The sequence below is a fragment of the Effusibacillus sp. SKA8 genome (assembly GCF_058273125.1).
This window is the reverse complement of the sequence record NZ_JBZCSF010000001.1, coordinates 311507-327799: the sequence shown is the minus strand read 5'-3', so window position 1 is coordinate 327799 and position 16293 is coordinate 311507. Positions and strand designations below refer to the sequence as shown.

The window sequence follows — 16293 nt, the reverse complement described above, 5'->3', positions numbered from 1 at the left end:
ACTTCCTATGCGCGAATTTAAAAATTGGCTTGGCATCACGGCAGGCGCCGCGATTCTGGCGTTTGGAATCAACAACTTCATCATCCAGAACGGGTTGGCGGAAGGAGGATTTTTCGGCATCTCGCTGCTCTTGCTGTATTTGTTCGATTTAAAATTCGGCTATTCGTTTCTGCTGCTCAATGTCCCCTTGTTTTACATCGGATACCGGATGTTTGGACGCAGCTTTCTGGTCAAAACGTTTGCCGGGGTTGCGCTGGTTTCGCTGTTTACGCTGTTGATTCCGGAAAACATCGCGCCGCCCGTGCCGCAAGACAAATTATTGGCCGCTTTGTACGGAGGTGTTGTCAACGGGATCGGACTCGGTCTCATCTTCCGGTCGGGAGCCACAACCGGCGGTTCCGACATCATCGCAAGGATTGTCAACGCCAAATGGGCTTATTCCATCGGGCGCACCCTTTTTGCGATCGATATCGCCGTTATCACAATCGTTGCGGTGCTCGAAGGAACAATGATCGCCATGTACTCGCTTGTCGCTTTGTTCATCGCGGCAAAAGTGATCGATGTGGTGATCGAAGGGGTTTCGAGCGGCAAATCGGCGATGATCATTTCCGACCGGACACAGGAGATTGCAAATGCGATCCAGGAACGGCTGGAACGGGGCACTACGCTGCTTAAAGGACGCGGCGGTTATACCGGTCAGGAAAAGGACGTCCTGTACTGCGTGGTTTCCCGCGAAGAAATTCTGCACGTGCAACAAATCGTTCACGATATCGATCCGCAAGCGTTTGTCGTTGTCGCAAATGTGCATGATGTGTTGGGAGAAGGGTTCAACCCGTTAAGCAAAAAAGCACACTAGACAAATCCGGTGTGCCGAATCTTCCACTGATTAAGTGCCACATGATTAAGTGCCGCACGATTTTTGTGTAACTCTTCCGTCAGACGGTCGGCCGACTGCGACGGATCGCGTACGTCAGCAGAATCGTGACAGCGCTGAGCGCCACCGTGAAAACGGCGACTTCCGAAATAAACCGGTCATCTTCCAGATAGGGATGCACACCGTACACATAATCAAAAAAGTCGTTCAGCAACAGCCAAACGGCGCCAATCCAAATCTGTCGCCGCTGAAACCGATAGATAAAATTGTACAGTAGCACCTCAACAGCCATCCCCGCATGAGACAGGATCAACATCAGATTGGCAGGCGAAATGAAACCGTCATCGATGCCATACAACAAAAGAACCGCCACACACCAGACGCCATACTTGAAGGAGGTCATCACCGCCATCATTTCGATTACGGACGACGATCTTCCCCGCAGCCAAAAAAGGATTGTAATCGTAAAAAACAGTGAAGACGTCGGAGAATCGGGCACAAAAGGCAACAATGCCGGAGGGCTGGCAAGCAGTTGATCCCTATACCAATAATATCCGTATACCGTCCCAAACAAATTTATCCAAAACAGAAACCATAAGAAACTCCGGTTTGTCAGTATCATCCGGATTTTCCACCGATCAAACAGAACTGCCACCTCCGATTTAGCAGAATGAATCATTATAAGAAAAACTGGCCGAACGGCCAGTTTTTGGTTCTTATTTCTGTTTTTGTTTCGCGAGCCATTCCGCCAATTTCTTTGCGTCGTCACCCTGCACGAGACCGCCGGGCATTCCGCGAGTCGTCCCTTTCAGGATGATTTCTTCTATCTGCTTCGGATCTTGATATTTGTTTCCGACCCCAAGCAGCATCGGACCCACCTGGCCTTTCAGATCGGCTCCGTGACAGCTCGCGCACATGGTGCTGAAAGTTTTGGCCGCCGGGTCGTTCGGTTCCACAATAGCGGTATCCTTAATGTCGGGCTTTTTCGGCTTCGGCGGATTTTTCGCAAGTGCGTGTTCGTGCTGGACTTCCGCTTCATATGTAAGCCAAGCCATGAAGAACAGCGTTAGCATCATCGCGGACGTGGCGATCGGGCGCTTGAAAGGATGACGCGCTTTGCGGCGGTCCAACCAGGGAGCCAGCAACAGCGCAAGCGTTGCAAGGCCGGGGATTACCACAGTTCCAAGCCAGACATAGTCACCCGGGATGTATTTGAGAAGCTGGTACAGGAACAGGAAGTACCAGTCGGGAACCGGAATAAATGATGTATCGGTGGGATCCGCGACATCGCCCAGTTCAACCGGGTTAAACACCACCCACAGGATGAAGGCCACCAACACTACAGAACCCACAATCCATTCTTTTAGCAGGAAATTTGGAAAAAACGGCTCGCTCCCATCGTTTGGCATGTCTTTCGGAACGCGATAACGGGGTACGCCGGGAATTCTTTCTTTACCAGAATGATCAGCCATTTATCAGCAACCTCCTTCTTGAATTGAAAATCCGGGAAATCTCCCTCTTATAGCGGACCCGAAATGCCTTGCTTCCGGATCATAAAGAAGTGCAATCCCAACAACGCAAGGAGGGCTGCAGGCAGGAAAAACACATGAATCGCAAAGAATCTCGTCAACGTAAGCGCACCAAGGTCAGGACCGCCGACCAACAAGGTTTGAATGTAGGGCCCCAGAACCGGAACGGTCGCCGCGATTTTCGTACCGACCTGCGTAGCGAAATACGCCTTTTGGTCCCACGGCAACAGGTAGCCGGTAAAACCAAAACCCATCACAACCATGAAGATTAAGACGCCCACCACCCAGTTCAACTCGCGGGGAGCTTTGTAGGAACCGGTGAAAAAAACGCGCAACATATGCAAAAACATCATGATAATGACAAGGCTTGCACCCCAGAAGTGCATACCGCGGACGATATTCCCCAACATCACTTCATCCGTAATGTATTTAACGGATTTGTAAGCGTTGATAATGTCAGGCACGTAATACATCGCCAAGAACATTCCGGAGATGATCTGCGTCGTGATGATCAAGAATGTCAGACCGCCAAAACAATAGATGAATGCGGACATTCTATTAGCCGGATTCACGTGCGCCGGGACCTCGTGATCCGCGATGTCACGCCAGATCGGGGTCACACCCAACCGCTCGTCAATCCAATCGTATGTCTTTTTTAACATCTACTTGACCCCTCCATCCTAAGCCTTCCTCTGTTTTAAAGGTCCGAGCATGACTTCTCCGCCTTCAACCTTTACATCAAATACATCGAGCGGACGGGTTGCGGGAACACCCGGTTTCGGCACTCCGTACTTGTCAAAGAATGACTCGTGGCACGGGCAGTGGAAAAACCATTCGCCGTCTTTCGGCGGTACCGATTTGCCCGACGCATCGACGGAACCGTTAACCGCACATCCCAAATGGGTGCAGATATTGGACATGGCCAAAAACTTTCCGTCTTCTTTTTTGATGATCCATGCGGTCAGTTTCGCGTCCGATTCGTACCAGCCGTCTTTTTTGTGAACCGTAAATTCGACTTTCTTCGGAAGGTCGGTTGTGAATTCCGACTCTTTCCCCACTTTCACATAGTTGCCCGCTCCCGCTTTCTTTAACGGATCCCCAGTAAAAGGAATCAGGGGAGCTACGATCGAAGCTGCCATAAACGCACCGGTGCCGCCTAAAGCGTATGTTAAAAACTGGCGCCGGGACAGCCCGTCTTTGTCTTTCCTTTCGTCACTCATCCAGCTAACCTCCCTGCCTTTGGAAAAAATCGATCATTTGGTTTCGAGTCGTTTCGACACCCCGAATTAATACGTATTCATCTTACAGCCTGCCCTATAGCGTGTCAAGCCAACTTGTGCTAATTTTCTCAAACTACTAAGTGCAAGGTAAGACTTAACTTTACTTGGAGTATGCCCATTTTTTGAAAACGCCCTCATACCGGACGAAGCTTTGTTCACAAAATTGTTATTTTTATCGATTCCAAAGTTGTATAATTTCCTGAACCAGCGAATCGATATTGGACTCTCTCTCCCTCAGCGGCAAGGAGAGAACCGTAAACTGCCGTTCGGTCAGCTTGGCCTCCGCCAGTTCCATCGCTTTGTCGGATGTTCCCTCGCCATACAGAAGAACGACCTTGGAAAAGCCCTCATGGTGATAAGGCAAAAGGAGGTGGAACACATAATCCGCCAGCACCTCCTCAGGCATTCGGGCTTGTCCGCCCTGTCGGTCCGCGCTGCTCGTGTGAACCGCCTCCGGCAGCAAAAACACCCGGCCGGAAATACGTTCCTCAATCCCGGACGCCAACTTCCGGACGGTGGACAAGTCCTGTGCAAACAGTTCCCCTTCTCGTCCGTTTCCGACGCTGCAAACGGGAAGCAGCAAAGTGTCAACGTAAGGTTTCAGTTCATTGAATTTATCAGTTGTAAGTTCCGGTAACCGCATTCGCACTCCCACCACTTTTTGGTTGTTTCGCTCTTTTATTATATTATACATAAAAAAACTGGGGCTAGCCCAGTTCGATCAGTTCTTTTAACTGATGGGTCAACTTTTCAAACTGTTGTCTGTCTCTTGCATCCAGTGCGCGATCAATCTGTTCGTATATTTGGGACAAACGATAATTTTTGATCGACATGTCAAGAATCAATTCAGCCTGCAGGCTGACCAACGCATCCGCTTCCTTCGCGTCTTCCTGCGGATTGGTCTCCAGTACGGCCGCATATTCCGGTGAAACGCTCCTGTCCTTGAAGAACAGGCCTATATAAATATCTTCCTGCGGATTATTGTGAATGTCGAGAAACGCCTTTTCCACGTCCGACGTAACACGTCTGTTTTTGTAAAATTTGAACGGTGTCATCTGTACGCACTTGGTTGACATCAGGATCGTTTTTGGCAAATTCTTGAAGTTATCGATAAAATGCACTCGCTCAAGAAGATGATCGTTTGAAGCCAGATACTGCAACAGCCACTCCGCTTCCCTGTTCTGAAGCTCGTATTTTTCCAGAAACCACTTGATGAAATGCTTCTTTTCCGCAACATTGATCACTTCACTCACCGCCGTTCCCTCCTTAGCGAGTTGTGTCAAGTTGACAACAAATCTTACCGGGCCTGCGCGAAATCGTGTGAATATTCTTTGAAATATCATATTCGGCAAGATCCTGATGATTTCCTCTTTTTCTGGCAGAAAATTTTGTGTTCCCTGATATATTCTTATTCTACAAGACGGATTCTTGTGTGAACAGAGGGAAAGAACGGGAAAAGACGAAACGTGGCCGCCGTTGGAACCTGTTTCGTCTTCTGGGATTCAGTACCGTTCGTTTGGGGTTTGATGCTATGGACTGTCCGTCCGGTGCTCTCCTGTTATTTCTCCGTTCCGCGCATGCCAACAGATTCCTCGCTCCAGCGTTCAATCATGCGTTTTACGTTGACGGGAAGCATCGCTCCCGAGTGGCGGTCGAGAAACCCGATGATGATTGGTGCAGTCCAACCGTTTTGCAAACCGCGCGAAATGCTGTTTTTCGTTATACGGTAGATTCGCATCGCGTCCGGCCGAATCAAATCGGCAAATTGGCTTAGTTCCCACCCAATCCGCCCCGTCTCACCGGCCGGCAGCAGCACATCAAAATTGGGTTGTATGATCAACGGCGTCAGGGCGTCGGGTTCCGCCTCCGGTTCTTGCCGAACAGACTCTTCAAACAGCAAAAGCCTGCCCAACGCGGACAATTTAATCACATCCCGACCGTCAGCCAATTTGCCGTAACAAAGCAGTCCGAGATGGACCATCATCTGATAGATCCGCTTTTCCATAACCTGCTCTTGACTGTCGTAATAATACTCCGTCACATAGCGAGACAGCAGACGGTTGACCGATTCCACCAGGGTCCATTCCTTGCCAACGGCACGGGCGAGCAGGCTGACAGCCAGTGACAGTCTGGGGATTGGCCGTCGATACAGAAAAAGCCAAAACTTGACCATGTCGGACAGCTTGTCCCGTTCTGGCTTCGTCAACCACGATTCCAGCCGGTCGGTCAAGGCGAGAACACCCGTTTCGCGTTCCTCGATCAGTCCCTTGGCGTAACTGTAATCGTACAATAAAGCAAAGCGGTCCGGGTAATTGTAAAACCTGCGCCCATACCCGAATCTCCAGCCGCCGACCGGCAATTCCTCTTTCACTTCGAAACTGTTCAACAAAAGAGCGAGTTGCCGTTTAAAAATCACCCCGTCCTGCGTGAGCTTCACTTCATTGTTTTTTGCGAAAGAAATGAACTGCACGGTGTCCCGGACGATCGCGAATTGGTCGTCCCTATAGACGATTGGCGCAAAATCGACCGTTTCCACCCAGGTTTGCAATTCTGCCGCGACAAACGCGTTGATCGTTTTCAACAGGTCTTCCGGAATGTAATACGTATTTCTTCCGCTTTGCCCACCCAGGCGGTAAATCCACCCTTCCTGCAGTAGCCTGGATATCACCTGCTGCTTCAGGTCCGCTTTCCCGCCGATTGCCCGCCCCACGATCGCCTCAAGTTCTTCCCCGGAAAAAGCATGGCGCCTGTCGATTGTCAACTGAACCAACGCTTCCCTGTATTCCGGGCTGTCGATCTGTGACAACCGCTCGCAGACGAATTTGCGGTTGTTGAAATGATGCAGGATCGATTGCAGCAACGAATTTTTCGAACTGCGGTGACAGTCAAAACCGTAGGTTTCCGCAATCTTTCTGAGTATGTCGATATCGGATAAATTTAGGCACTCGCATAATCTCATCGCCTGGCACCTCTTTTTACCGCAAGATTTCTTCCGCATGAATCCATTTATATTCGTATCCCTGTTCGGCCAGAAACAATTGGCGATGCATCGCCCGTTCCTGTTCACACGTATCGGTTGTGACCAGCGAATAAAAAGTTGACCGTCCCCCGTCGGCGTTGGGACGCAGCAGCCTTCCCAAACGCTGGGCTTCTTCCTGCCGGGAACCGAACGCACCCGAGATTTGAATCGCCACATTAGCGTCCGGCAGGTCGATGGCGATATTCGCCACCTTTGAAACGACCAGTACGCGAACATCGCCCCGACGAAACCGATGATAATGAAATTCCCGCTGGCGGGGCTCCGTCCGCCCGGTAATCAACGGCGCCTTCAATTCTTTGGCAATCTGTTTCAAATGGTCGATATATTGCCCGATGATCAGCACTCGATCGTTCGCATGGCGGCGCAATAAAGCCTTTATCACCTGCAGTTTCAGCGGATTTTCCGCCGCTATCCTGTATTTCTGGCGGTCCCGACTTGACAAGTACCGGATTCTGGTTTGTTCGTCCAACGGCACCCCGATTTCAAAACAGGCGGCTTCCGCAATCCACCCTTCCTGTTCCAGACGTTTCCACGGCACATCATATTTTTTCGGTCCAATCAGCGAGAAGACTTCGGCCTCCGCTCCGTCTTCACGGACCAGCGTCGCGGTCAGGCCCAGCCGCCGTGCACCTTGCAGTTCCGCCGTTAAGCGAAAGACGGGGGCGGGCAGCAAATGCACCTCGTCGTACACAATCAGCCCCCACTGCCCGTTGTTCAATTTTTCAAAATGCGGCTGCACGCCGTTCTTCGTGTAAGTCAGCATCTGATAGGTAGTGACGGTAATCGGTTTGATTTCTTTGCATTCGCTCGTATATTCCCCGACCGAACCCTCCGGTATCTCGCATTTGTCCTCGATTTCCCGTTTCCATTGATGCACCGCCACCAAATTCGGCGCAAAGATCAAAGTGTGCACCCGCAAAGCGGCCATCGCCGCCAATCCGACCATTGTTTTGCCGGAGCCGCAGGGCAGCACGACAACCCCGGAACCGCTTTCGTCCCCCCCTGCCAAAAAAGAGCGTACGGCTTCTTCCTGATAAGTTCTGAGAACCACCCCGGCCGCGCCGTTTTTGCCCTGCCGCAAGCGGATGGAAAGAGGAGCTCCCGTCGCATATCCGACCCGATCTTTTACAGGATAGCCACATTTCGCCAGAATCCGTTTGATGTCCCCCCGCATCCGCATGGGAAACTCCAATCCGTCCCGCACCGGTTTCGGCAAAAGTCGACCGATTGCGGGCAATTGGGCGATTTCCCGCAGCAGGTCCGGATCCCCTTGCAGCAAAAGGCTTCCCTTTTGCTTTTCAAGAACCAGTCGGCCGTACTTCGCCGTTTCTTCGAGAATCATTGTCTGGACGTGCAATGGGATGGGGTAACGGCTGTACTGCCAAAGGATGTTCAGTACCGATTCGGCCGTGAAACCGGAGGTGGCAGCATTCCACAGCGAGACCGGACTGATGCGGTAGGAATGGACATGTTTTGGACTCTTCATCAACTCCGCAAACGGCAGAATCCGGTCACGAACCGTTTCAAACAACGGATCGTTCACTTCCAACAGCAGGGTCATGTCACCTTGCACGATCAGTGGCTTGCCGGTCGCCAAAACGCTTTCCTCCTTGCTGAAAACTGACTGAAAATAGTATTTTGTCCCGGTCTTGAATTCATGCGACAAAAAATGAAAAAAGAACCGCGCGTGGCGATTCTTTGCAAACAAGGCCGCATTTTCCCATTCCCCTTATGATCCGCTTCTTACACGCGGTGTGTGATAACCTTCGCTTTCATCAAAATACATCCATACTCCCACCAAATAACAGACGCAAAATAAAAATGCGCCGACAAAATCCACCCATTCTCCATAAAACCCGACAAGGAGCATCGGGTGGGTGACAATTGACAGCCATCCGGACAGATAAAGCGACCAGAATGTGTCCCACGCGCTGCCGAACAACCATTTGTAGGCCAAAAACGAATAGAGCGGAAAATGCACAAAAAACATCGAAAGCAGCGCAACTTTCAGGCGGGACCGGCCTTTCGGATAACGGGCCGCGTGCCAATATCCAACCGCCCCCATGCTCAAAGAGGCAAGGGTACCCAGCGCCAAAACCGCAAGATCTCCCACTTTGGCAGCTACAGGAGAGGTGCCGAGCAATCGCCAGATCAAATAAGGCAGCAAAATGACTTTCAGCAGAATCCATCCGCATATCAACAACTGCGCCATAACGGCATACAGGATCAATTTGCGGCTCACATGGCTCCCCCTTTTCGGAGACAAGTTCTCTCTATCTTATATGAACTGACTGAACCGGAAAGACCTGAAAACAAAAAAAACCCGTCCCAAAGGGACGGAAAAATGATAGGAGTGGAGAGAAACCAGAACTCAAGCCTTGCATCTTTATAGTATCGAACGACTGGTAGGTTTGTCAAGGGGATTATTTGCAAAAAAATTGATAATTTTCACGAAACATAAAAACCTGATACAAATCTGCATCAGGCGTTTCGATTACACATCCGGTCAAACACTTGAAAATAAGTCGGGAATGTCTTGGAGACGCATTCCGGATCTTTGATGTTGATTCCGTTTGCCCGCAGCCCGATCAGTGCGAACGCCATCGCCATTCGATGGTCGTCATAGGTGTCGATCTCGGCGGGAAGGATCCGGTCCGCCGGATGGATTCGCATGCCATCCTCCCATTCTTCCACCTGCACCCCGAGTTTCCGGAGTTCGGTCACCACCGCGTGAATCCGATCCGTTTCCTTAATCCGGATATGTCCGATATTGCGGATTGTGGTGGGAGTCGAAGCGAACGGGGCCACCGCCGCCAGGGTCATCGTGGTGTCGGACATCTCGTTCAGATCGATGTCGATTCCGCGCAGCGGTTGACTCAGGGACCGCTCCACTTCAATATGGTCGGTCCCCCAGCGAACCCGGCATCCCATTTGTTCCAACAGACCGGCAAACCGGGCGTCGCCCTGCAAAGAATCCCGCGACAGATTGAGAACGCGGACCCTTCCTCCGGCTATGGCAGGCGCCGCCAGAAAGTAGGACGCTCCGGAAGCGTCAGGTTCGATCGTGTACTCGTGCGGCTTGTATTGTTGACCGCATGCAACATGAAACGAACGATGCTCTTTCCGCTCGACTTCCACGCCGAATTGGGACATCATGCGAACCGTCATATCAATATAAGGAGCCGACAGCAGTTCGCCTGCCACTTCGATGTCCACGTCGCTCTTTGCGTACGGTGCGGTCAATAACAAAGCGGAGAGATACTGGGAACTTCTGGTTCCGGGAATCGATACGCGCCCCCCCGGCAAACCGTTCGCTTCGATTACAACCGGCGGACAGCCTGTCCCGAATTCCGAGCGTATCTTCACGCCTAGCGTCTGCAAAGCGTCGATCAGGTCCTGAATCGGGCGTTCACGCATCCGCTGAATCCCGTCAATCCGGTACGTTCCCGTACCAAGGGACACGAAAGCGGTCAAAAACCTGGCCGCCGTGCCGGCGTTACCGACAAACAGTTCCACAAGTCCTTTCCGGACAGGAATAGCTCCTCCCCTTCCCTCCACCAGAACCGTTTTCTTCGCTTCGTCAATCTCCAAACGAAACCCGAGTTTTTGCAGGCAACTCATAAAAAACCGGCTGTCGTCGCTGAACAACACATTGCGCAATGTACTGGTTCCGCTTGCCAATGCCGCCATCGGCAAAGCGCGGTTGGTGATGCTTTTGGACCCCGGAATTTCCACTACAGCATCCAGGGGTTGTTGGATGGGATGAATTTCGATCATTTCGTTGTTCCCCTCTTCCTCTATTCACGGACATACACGTTATAGCCCTGTTGCTGCAGCAAACGAACCGCTTCCTCCTGATCCCGATAGGAAGAAAAAGACAGCAGCAGTTGGCCGTTGACTTCTTCCCTGTTTTCCAGAATCCCGATATTTCGCAAATTGATTTCATGTTGTCCGAGGATCGTAGCCACTTTTCCGATAATCCCCGGCCGGTCTTCGACATCGATGGTAATTTCGTAATAATGGGCAGCGGCTCCTTTTGCTTTGGCCGGCAGCGCGTCCCGCCAATCCCGCGTTCTCGCAAAAAACATTTCAATTTCACGGGGGTTGGCGTCTTCAATCCAACGAATCATTTCGTTGGTTCGTTTCAGCCAATCTCTGAGCAATGACAGTACCGGTTCCCGGTTTGTCATGATAATATCCCGCCACATTACGGGACTCCCGGAAGCGATGCGCGTAACATCCCGGAAACCGCCGGCTGCCAAACGACTGTATAGTGGATTGTCCTGTCCCAAACCGGCAACCTGATCGACCAGCAAAGCGGCCACCACATGCGGAATGTGACTGACGGCTGCCACTACCCGGTCATGTTGGTCGGCATCCATAACGAGTACATGTGCCCGGATTTGTTCAAAGGTTTTCCGCAGTCTCTCCACGACGGCGGGGTCGCTTGAAGCGTCCGGCGTGAGAATATAGGCCGCGTTTTCGAACAAGCGCGGATTCGCGGCTGTGATGCCGGATTTTTCCGATCCGGCCATCGGATGGCCGCCGACAAAAGCGATGTCCGACGGAAGATGGATACGTGCATATTCGCAAATGGTCTTCTTGGTGCTTGATACGTCCGTAATGATGCAACCCTTTTTCAGGGCCAGTCCGGCCAGCAGTTCAAGTTGGCGAATTGTTTGCTGCACGGGGACCGCAAGGACAATCAGATCCGCATCTACCACCGCTTCTCGCAAGTCTGTGCACGCCGCATCCAGTATCCCCAGCATCAGAGCTTTGTCCAGCCCTTCCGTATCGAGGTCGACGCCTGTAATCCGCTCCGCCACGCCGTGCGACCGGAAAGCGAGAGCCAACGATCCGCCGATCAACCCGCAGCCGACAATCGTCACGTTGCTGTAATGAATCATGCCCGCAGCGGCTCCTTCAAAGCGGTAGCAAATCGCAACAGATCCCGATAAGCTTTATCGATTTCCGTCCGGTTGCCGGAAGCGAGGGCTTCCGCCAGCGGCTGCACCCGGCGCACAATCGCGGATCCCACGATGACACCATCCGCAAACTCCCGAATCTCTGCCGCCTGCTCCGGTGTGCTCACGCCAAATCCGACAGCGACCGGCAGCGCGGTAGCCGCCCGAACGCTTCCGACAAACTCGGGAAGATCGGCGGAAAACCGACTCCGCATGCCGGTGACGCCAAGCGAGGACACACAATACACAAAGCCGGTGGCCGCTTGAACGATGCGTTCGATCCGCTGGCGACTCGTCGGCGCCACCAGAGGGATCAGATCCACCCCGTGTTTGGCAGCCGCCAAACGCGCTTCTTCGCTTTCTTCGTACGGCAAATCCGGTATGATGACCCCATCCGCTCCCGCTTCCCGAGCCGTTGCAAAGAACCGTTCAATGCCAAACTGAATGACGGGATTCACATAAGTAAATAAAATCAACGGGAGCTTCACCCCCGAGTGCCGCAGCCTGTCAACCAGCTCAAACGCGTCCGCCATTCGGGTCCCCTGTGCCAGCGCACGCAGCGCAGCGTCCTGGATCACCGGCCCGTCGGCCAGCGGGTCGGAATAGGGAATGCCAAGCTCGACCATGTCCGCTCCCGCTTTTTCCAGATCACGCACGATCCGCTCCGTCCATTCCAGATTCGGATCTCCTACGGTGATGAAAGGGATGAACGCTGTTTCACCTTTCGCCTGCAATCGCTCAAAAACGGACTGAATCCGGCTCATTGCTCCACCTCCAGATATCCCATGACACTCTGCATATCCTTGTCACCACGGCCGGATAGGCAAATCACAATCCCGTAATCCTTTGGCAAAGACGGGGCGATTTTCAGCACATGAGCGACTGCGTGGGCGCTTTCCAGCGCGGGAATAATGCCTTCTATGCAGGCGAGCGTTTGCAGCGCGGCAAGCGCTTCCCGATCCGTAATCGATACGTATTGGGCGCGGCCGGTGTCAGCCAGATGGGCATGTTCCGGACCGATTCCCGGATAATCAAGCCCTGCCGAAATCGAATGGGCGGGCAGTACCTGGCCGTATTCATCCTGCAAGAGCATCGTCATCGCCCCGTGGATGACACCGGGACGCCCCTTGCTGATGGTGGCCGCATGCCGATCCGTATCGACGCCAAGACCCGCGGCTTCCACACCGGTTAACTTGACGGGATCATCAATAAACGGATAAAAGATGCCCATGGCGTTTGAACCGCCCCCTACACAAGCGACGATCTCATCCGGCAGGCGCCCTTCTTTTTCCAGAAACTGCTGCCGGGTTTCATCACCGATAATCCGCTGGAAATCGCGGACCATCATCGGGTAGGGGTGCGGACCGACAACCGATCCGATAATGTAGAACGTGTCTTCCACATGCTCCACCCAATGGCGGATCGCTTCATTCGTCGCATCCTTCAAAGTGCGAGTTCCCGATTTCGCCGGTATCACTTCCGCCCCGAGCAGTTTCATGCGGAAAACGTTTAACTCCTGACGCCGGGTATCTTCTTCCCCCATAAAGACCGTGCATTCCAAACCGAGAAGCGCCGCCACTGTCGCCGTCGCCACGCCGTGCTGGCCGGCCCCGGTTTCCGCGATCACCCGCTTTTTGCCGGTATATTTGGCAAGCAGTCCCTGACCTAACGTGTTGTTGATCTTATGGGCTCCGGTGTGATTCAGATCCTCCCGTTTCAGGTAGATTTTCGCGCCTCCAAGCTCTTTCGTCAAGCGTTCCGCGAAATAAAGCGGGGTGGGACGGCCCGAATATTCGGTTAACAGTTCCGACAATTCCCGTTGAAAGTGCGGATCCTGGCGGTATTTACGGTAATCTTGCTCCAGTTGGTCGAGTGCGTTCATTAACGTTTCCGGCACAAATTTTCCCCCAAATTTGCCGAAACGTCCGTTTTGGTCCGGATACATCAGTCCCTCTCCCTCACTTTTTGGATAAATAATCTCATCTTCTCCGTATCTTTTACACCGCCGGTCTCCACACCGGAGGATATGTCGACGCCGTCCGGTCTGTATACGCTGAGAAGCTCCCCCACATTGTCTACGGAAAGCCCGCCTGCGACAAAAATCGGAACATCCGGCACCAGTTCCCGAAACCGGTCGATCGCCTCCCACGGAAACGTCCGGCCCGTTCCCCCGTGCAAACCGGGATGATAGGCGTCAAGCAGGATGGCATCGACGGCGGTCTTGTACTCTGCAATCCGCCGGTCCGTCTCGTCAAACCGGACCTGCCAGGCTTTCCATACCAGTTTGCCGCTTGTTTCTTTCAGTCTGAGACATAGTTCGGGAGATTCCGAACCGTGCAGTTGAAATCCGTCCAATTGGGCAGACTCTGCAATCGCAAGCAGCGATGCGAGCGGTTCGTCGACAAATACGCCGATTCGCTTGGGAGTCGCAAGACCTTCCGCAAGCCGGCAGACTTCTTCCGGCGAAATCCGCCGCTTGCTGTTCGCAAAGACGAAACCGACATAGTCGATTGCGGCTTCCGAAGCGACCTCCAAAGCTTCCCGCGTTTTCAGCCCGCAGATTTTGATCTGTGTCATGTTGCAACCTTCCTGTTCAAAAGACTGCCGACCGCTTGGCGGATATCGTCCGATCGCATGAGCGATTCGCCGACCAGAATCGCCCTGGCTCCCACTCGCTTCACCCGTTGGACATCTTCATATGTGAAGATTCCGCTTTCCGACACCAAAAAGCAGCCGGGCGGCAGATCGGACGCGACAGCCGCCGTCGTCTGCAAATCGACGTTGAATGTGCGCAAATCCCGGTTATTGACGCCGATCAATTGGGCGCCGGACGCCAGCGCCTTCGCCAGTTCCTCCCGGTCATGCACCTCAACCAGCGCGTCCAGCCCCAGATCTCGGGCCAGTTCGCGAAACCGCCGTAACCGCTCTTCGCAAAGGATCGCCGCGATCAGCAGGATCGCGTCCGCGCCGAGCAGCCGCGCTTCATAGATTTGTAACTCGTCGATGATAAAGTCCTTCCGCAAAAGCGGCACCGATACAGCCTGCCGAATCTCCGTCAAATAGGAAGGGTGCCCCTGGAAAAACCGCACATCGGTCAACACGGAAATGGCGCTTGCCCCCGCCGCTTCGTACTCCTTCGCGATCCGAACGGGATCGAAGTCGGCCCGAATCACGCCTTTCGAAGGAGACGCTTTCTTGACTTCGGCAATCAAGGCCACCTCATCCGGGGCGGACCGAAGCGCCTTTGCAAACCCCCGGGCGGGCGGCAGTTCCGCAATCGTCGACTCGGCGAGTTCCAGATCCAGCGAATTTTTCAACAACGCGACTTCTTCTTGTTTGACCGCGACGATACGGTCGAGAATCATCTACGCCAACTCCTTCGCAAGCCGGTTTGAGATTTCGATCAGCCGGTCCAAAGTGGACTGCGCCTTGCCGGAATCGATCAGCTCTTGCGCCAGTAAAACCCCTTCCCGCAAGGAAGACGCCTTGCCCGCGACATAGAGGCTGGCGGCGGAATTGATGACGACGATGTCCCGTGCCGCCCCCTTCTCTCCGGCAAACACGCGCCGGATCATATTCGCGTTTGTTTCCGGACTTTCTCCTACGATTTCCTGCAACGGATACGTTTGCAGCCCGAAATCTTCCGGATGAATTTCGTACAAACCGACTTTCCCGTGCTTAAGTTCTGCCACTTGCGTCGATCCGGTCACCGTGATTTCGTCAAGGCCGTCCGAACCGTGAACGACCATCGCGTGTTCGGTGCCCAGCAACTCCAAGACCCGAGCCATTTTTTCAAGCAACGCCGGAGAAAAGGTGCCGATCACTTGCCGCTTCGCTCCCGCCGGATTCGTCAACGGCCCCAGGATATTGAAAACGGTTTTGAATCCGAGTTCGCGCCGGGGCCCCACCGCATGTTTCATCGATTGGTGATACAAGGGAGCGAACATGAAGCAGATGCCCGCGTTCTCCAAACAGTTTCTCGCCTGTTCGGCCGTCATCTCGATGTTCACTCCCAAGGCCTGCAGCACATCGGCGCTGCCGGATTTACCGGACATCGCCCGGTTGCCGTGCTTGGCGATCGGGACCCCCGCCGCCGCGGTCACAAAAGCGGCAGCGGTGGAAACGTTGAACTTCGGAATGCCGCTGCCCCCGGTTCCGCAAGTGTCAAGGATGCCCTGCATCCCCGTAACGACGGGAGTCGCATGTTTGCGCATGCTGCGTACCAAACCGGCGATTTCTTCAACAGTTTCTCCTTTGATGCGCATCGCGGTCAAAAACCCCGCGATTTGAGCCGGCGTTGCCTCTCCGCCCATGATTTGGTCCATGACATGCTCCGCTTCCGCATCCGTCAGATGTTGACCGACAATCAATTTCTCCAAAGTTTCTTTCATACACTCCGCTCTCCTCTCTCAACTGGTCTCTCATGCAGAAAAGGCCAGAGCCAAGCTCTGACCTTACATTCCAGAGGAAACGGGAACGGATAGGTGTCGCAACACACCCTTCCGCCACTCTTCTGAATTCAGTCTCCGCTCTGCTCCGCTACACTCTTCTCGTTGACTCGCTCTTCTCGAAACAACGCCTCAACTTCTGGACTTTAACACAAAAC

The 16293-nt window shown here is 53.2% G+C and carries 17 protein-coding genes; 1 reads left to right on the top strand and 16 read right to left on the bottom strand.

Annotated elements, in window-relative coordinates:
• Positions 1-7 precede the first annotated feature (7 nt).
• A complete protein-coding gene (locus AC4ED1_RS01695) occupies positions 8-856 on the top strand; it encodes a YitT family protein (protein WP_490935663.1) in 849 nt (282 codons plus the stop codon).
• A 79-nt stretch (positions 857-935) separates the two neighbouring features.
• Here the strand turns inward: AC4ED1_RS01695 and AC4ED1_RS01690 are convergent, their stop codons facing one another.
• The 16 genes from AC4ED1_RS01690 to trpD form a co-directional block, all read right to left on the bottom strand.
• Positions 936-1496 (bottom strand): DUF1405 domain-containing protein, encoded by a 561-nt coding sequence (locus AC4ED1_RS01690; RefSeq protein WP_490935662.1) that lies wholly within the window; start codon positions 1494-1496, stop codon positions 936-938.
• Positions 1497-1590: 94 nt separating this feature from the next.
• Complete coding sequence (locus AC4ED1_RS01685; RefSeq protein ID WP_490935661.1) at positions 1591-2346, bottom strand: c-type cytochrome; 756 nt, start codon at positions 2344-2346, stop codon at positions 1591-1593.
• A 47-nt stretch (positions 2347-2393) separates the two neighbouring features.
• The gene (gene qcrB / locus AC4ED1_RS01680; protein ID WP_490935660.1) at positions 2394-3065 is read right to left on the bottom strand and encodes a menaquinol-cytochrome c reductase cytochrome b subunit; all 672 of its coding nucleotides are present in this window, start codon (positions 3063-3065) and stop codon (positions 2394-2396) included.
• 18 nt (positions 3066-3083) lie between these two features.
• Positions 3084-3623, bottom strand: a complete 540-nt coding sequence (locus tag AC4ED1_RS01675; protein ID WP_490935659.1) for a ubiquinol-cytochrome c reductase iron-sulfur subunit — start codon at positions 3621-3623, stop codon at positions 3084-3086.
• A 232-nt stretch (positions 3624-3855) separates the two neighbouring features.
• Positions 3856-4326 (bottom strand): DUF2487 family protein, encoded by a 471-nt coding sequence (locus AC4ED1_RS01670; RefSeq protein ID WP_490935658.1) that lies wholly within the window; start codon positions 4324-4326, stop codon positions 3856-3858.
• 64 nt (positions 4327-4390) lie between these two features.
• Positions 4391-4936 carry a ReoY family proteolytic degradation factor gene (locus tag AC4ED1_RS01665; protein ID WP_490935657.1) on the bottom strand — a complete coding sequence of 182 codons (546 nt, stop codon included), beginning with the start codon at positions 4934-4936 and terminating at the stop codon, positions 4391-4393.
• Positions 4937-5241: 305 nt separating this feature from the next.
• On the bottom strand, positions 5242-6642 hold the full coding sequence (locus tag AC4ED1_RS01660) for a helicase-associated domain-containing protein (RefSeq protein WP_490935656.1): 1401 nt from the start codon (positions 6640-6642) through the stop codon (positions 5242-5244).
• 16 nt (positions 6643-6658) lie between these two features.
• On the bottom strand, positions 6659-8320 hold the full coding sequence (locus AC4ED1_RS01655) for a DNA repair helicase XPB (RefSeq protein WP_490935655.1): 1662 nt from the start codon (positions 8318-8320) through the stop codon (positions 6659-6661).
• Positions 8321-8452: 132 nt separating this feature from the next.
• On the bottom strand, positions 8453-8965 hold the full coding sequence (locus AC4ED1_RS01650) for a hypothetical protein (protein WP_490935654.1): 513 nt from the start codon (positions 8963-8965) through the stop codon (positions 8453-8455).
• Between the two features lie 239 nt (positions 8966-9204).
• Entirely contained in the window at positions 9205-10500 is a 1296-nt protein-coding gene (aroA, locus tag AC4ED1_RS01645) for a 3-phosphoshikimate 1-carboxyvinyltransferase (protein ID WP_490935653.1), read from the bottom strand.
• A 20-nt stretch (positions 10501-10520) separates the two neighbouring features.
• Positions 10521-11630: a prephenate dehydrogenase gene (locus tag AC4ED1_RS01640; protein WP_490935652.1), complete on the bottom strand. Its 1110-nt coding sequence runs from the start codon at positions 11628-11630 to the stop codon at positions 10521-10523.
• Positions 11627-12451, bottom strand: coding sequence for a tryptophan synthase subunit alpha (gene trpA, locus AC4ED1_RS01635; protein WP_490935651.1), 825 nt, complete (start codon positions 12449-12451; stop codon positions 11627-11629). The genes AC4ED1_RS01640 and trpA overlap by 4 nt, the downstream gene beginning before the upstream one ends.
• Entirely contained in the window at positions 12448-13632 is a 1185-nt protein-coding gene (gene trpB / locus AC4ED1_RS01630; RefSeq protein WP_490935650.1) for a tryptophan synthase subunit beta, read from the bottom strand. Before trpB ends, trpA begins: the two co-directional genes overlap by 4 nt.
• Positions 13632-14264: a phosphoribosylanthranilate isomerase gene (locus AC4ED1_RS01625; protein ID WP_490935649.1), complete on the bottom strand. Its 633-nt coding sequence runs from the start codon at positions 14262-14264 to the stop codon at positions 13632-13634. The genes trpB and AC4ED1_RS01625 overlap by 1 nt, the downstream gene beginning before the upstream one ends.
• The gene (trpC, locus tag AC4ED1_RS01620) at positions 14261-15052 is read right to left on the bottom strand and encodes an indole-3-glycerol phosphate synthase TrpC (RefSeq protein WP_490935648.1); all 792 of its coding nucleotides are present in this window, start codon (positions 15050-15052) and stop codon (positions 14261-14263) included. The genes AC4ED1_RS01625 and trpC overlap by 4 nt, the downstream gene beginning before the upstream one ends.
• Complete coding sequence (gene trpD, locus AC4ED1_RS01615) at positions 15053-16078, bottom strand: anthranilate phosphoribosyltransferase (protein ID WP_490935647.1); 1026 nt, start codon at positions 16076-16078, stop codon at positions 15053-15055. It lies immediately after the preceding gene.
• Positions 16079-16293 lie beyond the last annotated feature (215 nt).

Coding starts and splice junctions, on each gene's coding strand:
- AC4ED1_RS01670 (WP_490935658.1), bottom strand. CDS start 4,326: ATGCGGTTACCGGAACTTACAACTGATAAATTCAATGAACTGAAACCT.
- AC4ED1_RS01660 (WP_490935656.1), bottom strand. CDS start 6,642: ATGAGATTATGCGAGTGCCTAAATTTATCCGATATCGACATACTCAGA.
- trpA (WP_490935651.1), bottom strand. CDS start 12,451: ATGAGCCGGATTCAGTCCGTTTTTGAGCGATTGCAGGCGAAAGGTGAA.
- AC4ED1_RS01685 (WP_490935661.1), bottom strand. CDS start 2,346: ATGGCTGATCATTCTGGTAAAGAAAGAATTCCCGGCGTACCCCGTTAT.
- AC4ED1_RS01640 (WP_490935652.1), bottom strand. CDS start 11,630: ATGATTCATTACAGCAACGTGACGATTGTCGGCTGCGGGTTGATCGGC.
- qcrB (WP_490935660.1), bottom strand. CDS start 3,065: ATGTTAAAAAAGACATACGATTGGATTGACGAGCGGTTGGGTGTGACC.
- AC4ED1_RS01625 (WP_490935649.1), bottom strand. CDS start 14,264: ATGACACAGATCAAAATCTGCGGGCTGAAAACGCGGGAAGCTTTGGAG.
- AC4ED1_RS01695 (WP_490935663.1), top strand. CDS start 8: ATGCGCGAATTTAAAAATTGGCTTGGCATCACGGCAGGCGCCGCGATT.
- trpD (WP_490935647.1), bottom strand. CDS start 16,078: ATGAAAGAAACTTTGGAGAAATTGATTGTCGGTCAACATCTGACGGAT.
- aroA (WP_490935653.1), bottom strand. CDS start 10,500: ATGATCGAAATTCATCCCATCCAACAACCCCTGGATGCTGTAGTGGAA.
- AC4ED1_RS01675 (WP_490935659.1), bottom strand. CDS start 3,623: ATGAGTGACGAAAGGAAAGACAAAGACGGGCTGTCCCGGCGCCAGTTT.
- trpB (WP_490935650.1), bottom strand. CDS start 13,632: ATGTATCCGGACCAAAACGGACGTTTCGGCAAATTTGGGGGAAAATTT.
- trpC (WP_490935648.1), bottom strand. CDS start 15,052: ATGATTCTCGACCGTATCGTCGCGGTCAAACAAGAAGAAGTCGCGTTG.
- AC4ED1_RS01690 (WP_490935662.1), bottom strand. CDS start 1,496: ATGATACTGACAAACCGGAGTTTCTTATGGTTTCTGTTTTGGATAAAT.